This window comes from Rhodococcus sp. EPR-134, from assembly GCF_001647205.1.
GTDB classification, from domain to species: domain Bacteria; phylum Actinomycetota; class Actinomycetes; order Mycobacteriales; family Mycobacteriaceae; genus Rhodococcus_F; species Rhodococcus_F qingshengii.
This window is the reverse complement of sequence record NZ_LVCT01000414.1, coordinates 1-4,224: the sequence shown is the minus strand read 5'-3', so window position 1 is coordinate 4,224 and position 4,224 is coordinate 1. Positions and strand designations below refer to the sequence as shown.

Here is a 4,224-nt window from a genome sequence, read left to right as displayed (position 1 = left end):
CACCGAGGTGGATATCGACAAGATCGTGACCGGCCCCAAGGGCAGCCAGGTAGCCAAAGACGGATCCACGATCTTCCAGGTCACGGCTACGTGGACGGACATCGACAATGAGGCGCGGTCTTGTGTTCTCGATGTCAAGCCGGGCGCTTCGGTCACTCCGACCGCCCAGTGCGACGCAGCCGTCATCGACGGCCGGGTCCAGTTCCCGCTGAACACCGACATCACTTTCACAGAAACCGGTGCTCACACCGACGTCACCAACGTCAAGTGGGGTGAAGTGATCTGGGGCGTCAAGGAAGGCAAGGCGGATGTCTCGAAGATCGACGGCGAACCGACCGCAACTTCCGTCAAGCTCACCGGCGAAGCAAACAAGTCGGTGGTCCTGGGACTCGAGAACAAAACCAGCAGCAATGGGCTGATCATCATCCCGATCCCGATCCCGCTGCCGCCGTGGGAAATCCCGACATGGCCGGGCTCTGAAGTACCCGGAGGACCAGGCACTGACGTGTCGACTCCCGGCAACAACACTCCCGGCAACAACGGTGGTGGACACAACGGTGCTCCGGGCACACCTGCTCCGGGAAATCCTGCTCAGGCCAAACCGGACCAGTCCTCGTCCCTGCCGGTAACCGGCGCGAACGTCATCTGGCTCGCCGGTCTGGCGCTGGCACTGATCGGCGGTGGCGCATGGCTCACCCTGCGTAACCGCAAGCGCGCACCCGGCCAGGAGTAACTCCCAACCAGAAATACCGAAACAGGGCGGGTGCAACATACACCTGGTCGCACCCGCCCTGTTTCACCGTCACGACGCATCTATCTCGCGGCCGCCGCCGCGGCCCACCCCTCGAAGGAGAAACACCATGTCATTCCTCCCGTTCCCGATCGTCATCGAAGGCATCGAGACCACTGGTTCTGCCGCGATCGACGGCCTCGGTCGCCTGTCCGTACTCCTTTACGATCTCCTCGGCGGTACCGGGAGCGCCACGATCGACGCGGGCAGCTAGTTCGATACGGCACCAATTCGACACATCAGCTATCTCGGTAGATCTGTGGAGAGGAGACCCCGGTCCGTGAGCGATACCGAAGTTTCAGGGCGTCGTCGGCCGGGCGCAGGCCAGGTAATCGGCGAACTGCTCCTCACGGCCGGGGTCGTCATCCTGCTGTTCGTCATCTATGAGGCGTTCTGGACCAATATCGTCTCGGGGCGGCTGCAGGACGAGCTCAACAACAGTCTGGAGGAATCCTGGGCCGAAGTCCCCGAAGCCTCAGGAGTGATCGATGGTCAGCCGGTGTCCCCGCTGATCCCTGTGCTCGGCGAGGGATTCGCGCGCGTGCATTTCCCCACACTCGGCGCCGCGTACGCAATCGTCGAGGGCACACGCAACGAGGACCTGCGGGCCGGCCCCGGCCACTACCCGGACTCGCAGATGCCCGGCGAAGCCGGAAACTTCGCGCTCGCCGGGCACCGCAATGGTTCCGGCGCAGTCTTCCAGCACCTGGATCGACTCGATGCATGCGATGCCGTCGTCGTGGAGACCGAGTTCCAATGGATGACGTACCGGTTGCTCCCACTCGACCAGGCCTCGCCCGAACGTCGCGCTGCGGCGAAAGCCTGCTTGAATCCCGAGCAAGCCGATCGTGTTTCCGAAGGCGACTACGTCCATCTCCTCGGGCGGCGCATCACCGTGCCCGGGGATGTTGCGGTCGTCAACCCGCTGCCCGGAAGCCCTTGGGCCGAGCCCGACGCCACGCTGGAAAGTATGTTGACACTGACCACGTGCCATCCGCTCTACTCGAACAGCGAACGCTTGATCGTCCACGCGGTTCTCGTCGAAACAATCTCGAAGACTTCGGGCACCATTCCCGCGGCATTCCAGGAGCAATGAATGTACGGATACCTCTGGGGAGCGCTCCCCGGCCCCCGACCAGTGAAGGCCCTGCTGGCGATCGTTCTCGTGGTCGCGGTGGTGCTGCTACTCATGGAATTCGTATTTCCTTGGGTGTCAGAGCATATGCCCTACTCCGACGTCACCGTATAGAGCGCCCGTGCAGGTCGGCCGACACCTGCACAACGCCCGGCTGGAGCCCGAAGGTGCTGTCCTACATCGGACTCGACGGATCTACGATGATTCTGGCGTGTCGATGCAAACCAGTTTCCGCGTGTGTCGGAACGGGTCGCCTCGTTGACGCTCGGGGCTCTCCGGAATGTTTGTTCGACGCCTTAGCGAGCACTGAAACCTGCCTCCGCCGCTACAGAACCTTCGTGAAGATCTGCGCCGGCGCTGCCGTCTCGAGCTTGTCCAGCGCCTCAACCAACCTGACGAAGTGCTCGGTATGGGTGTGGGCGTCGAGGTGCTCCTGCGATTCCCATTCCTCCACCAACACGAGCTCGCAGGGATCTTCGGTGCGCTGCAGTAACTCGTAATTGATGCAGCCGTCCTCTTTTCGGGTCTCGGTGACAAGTTCGTCGTACAACCGAAGCACTTCCGCGAGATCGCCCTGCTCCACCGTTGTTGGCACCAACACCCTGATCACAAAGACTCTCCGATTCGACTGTCCTGCAATAGCCCGTCGGCTCGAAGTCTGCCGTAGACCTCCGACAGATCGACATTTCCGTTGTGACTCGAAGTTTGCGGACAGGCGCAATATCTACGAAACACCCCCGATACCGGAGGTTCGTAGGGTTTGCCGAAGTCGGGCTCGCAATCAGCAGCGCAGCCCTGGGCCCGGGCGAGGGGTAAGCACATGAGTGGAAATGCAGTTCGCTTGCAAGCGATCAAGGACGTCGAGGCCTACACACCTCCGGTGGTCAGTTTCACGACCGACGAGACACCCGGAGAGGTGTTCGGAGCCAACGTCTTCAACAAGGTGGTCATGCAGAAGCGACTGCCCAAGCTTGTCTACAAATCGGTGATGGCGACGATCGAGCAAGGCAAACCGCTCGATCCCATGGTCGCCGACGCGGTCGCATCCGCGATGAAGGACTGGGCGTTGGAGAAAGGCGCAACCCACTACGCCCACGTCTTCTATCCGCTTACCGGGTTAACCGCCGAGAAGCACGACAGCTTCCTCGAGCCGGTCGGCGACGGCAGTGCACTGGCGGAGTTCGCCGGCAAGACCTTGATCCAAGGTGAACCCGACGCTTCGAGTTTCCCGAACGGCGGGCTGCGCAACACGTTCGAGGCTCGCGGATACACCGGCTGGGATGTCACGAGCCCGGCCTACGTCCTCGAAAACCCCAACGGCAACACACTGTGTATCCCGACCGTGTTCGTTTCGATGACCGGCGAAGCGCTCGACCACAAGACTCCCCTGCTGCGTTCACAACAGGCAATGGGTTTCCACGCCGAACGAATCCTTAAGTTGTTCGGCCACGACGACCCCGAGCACATCGTGTCGTTCTGCGGACCCGAGCAGGAGTACTTCCTGATCGATCGACACTTCTTCCTCGCCCGCCCCGACCTCCTCAACGCCGGCCGAACACTCTTCGGCGCAAAGCCGCCCAAGGGCCAGGAGTTCGACGACCACTACTTCGGGGCGATCCCGGAACGTGTCCTCGGATTCATGATGGACACCGAGCGGGAACTGTTCAAACTCGGTATCCCCGCCAAGACACGGCACAACGAGGTTGCGCCCGGCCAGTTCGAAATCGCCCCGATGTTCGAGCGAGGCAACATCGCCGCCGACCACCAGCAGTTGCTGATGACCACCTTCAAAACCATCGCCAAGAAGCACGGCATGGAATGTCTGTTCCACGAGAAGCCGTTCGACGGTGTCAACGGCTCCGGCAAGCACGTCAACTTCTCGCTGGGCAACTCCGAACTCGGCAGTTTGCTTGTCCCCGGCGACAATCCGCATGACAACGCCCAGTTCCTCGTATTCTGCGCCGCCGTCATCCGGGCCGTCCACAAATACGCCGGCCTCCTGCGCGCGTCGGTCGCATCGGCAACCAACGATCACCGCCTCGGCGCCAACGAGGCTCCCCCGGCCATCATTTCGATCTTCCTCGGCGATCAACTGGCCGACGTCTTCGAGCAGATCGCCAAGGGCGCGGCGACATCGTCGAAGGACAAGGGCACCATGATGATCGGAGCCGACACCCTTCCCGTCCTGCCGACCGATCCGGGCGACCGCAACCGCACGAGCCCATTTGCCTTCACCGGCAACCGTTTCGAGTTCCGCGCGCCAGGATCGCTGCAAACAGTCAACGGCCCGATGGTCACC

Annotated in this window: 6 protein-coding genes; 5 read left to right on the top strand and 1 reads right to left on the bottom strand. The window is 62.0% G+C overall.

The genetic code is table 11. From position 1 onward, the window contains the following. The 4 genes from A2J01_RS19085 to A2J01_RS36485 form a co-directional block, all read left to right on the top strand. The coding region (locus A2J01_RS19085; protein ID WP_156519317.1) for an LPXTG cell wall anchor domain-containing protein at positions 1 to 733 on the top strand (733 nt) is incomplete at its 5' end. A 127-nt stretch (positions 734 to 860) separates the two neighbouring features. Further along, positions 861 to 1,004 carry a hypothetical protein gene (locus tag A2J01_RS36490; protein ID WP_007733341.1) on the top strand — a complete coding sequence of 48 codons (144 nt, stop codon included), beginning with the start codon at positions 861 to 863 and terminating at the stop codon, positions 1,002 to 1,004. Between the two features lie 66 nt (positions 1,005 to 1,070). Beyond that, entirely contained in the window at positions 1,071 to 1,886 is an 816-nt protein-coding gene (locus A2J01_RS19080) for a class E sortase (protein WP_007733340.1), read from the top strand. Beyond that, positions 1,887 to 2,039 (top strand): hypothetical protein, encoded by a 153-nt coding sequence (locus tag A2J01_RS36485; RefSeq protein WP_003945315.1) that lies wholly within the window; start codon positions 1,887 to 1,889, stop codon positions 2,037 to 2,039. A gap of 211 nt (positions 2,040 to 2,250) precedes the next feature. Here the strand turns inward: A2J01_RS36485 and A2J01_RS19075 are convergent, their stop codons facing one another. Further along, entirely contained in the window at positions 2,251 to 2,520 is a 270-nt protein-coding gene (locus A2J01_RS19075) for a putative quinol monooxygenase (RefSeq protein WP_231915835.1), read from the bottom strand. 225 nt (positions 2,521 to 2,745) lie between these two features. Here A2J01_RS19075 and A2J01_RS19070 point away from each other — a divergent pair. After that, positions 2,746 to 4,224: glutamine synthetase III family protein (locus tag A2J01_RS19070; protein WP_064113332.1), on the top strand; the 1,479-nt coding region annotated here is incomplete at its 3' end.

Coding starts and splice junctions, on each gene's coding strand:
- A2J01_RS36490 (WP_007733341.1), top strand. CDS start 861: ATGTCATTCCTCCCGTTCCCGATCGTCATCGAAGGCATCGAGACCACT.
- A2J01_RS36485 (WP_003945315.1), top strand. CDS start 1,887: ATGTACGGATACCTCTGGGGAGCGCTCCCCGGCCCCCGACCAGTGAAG.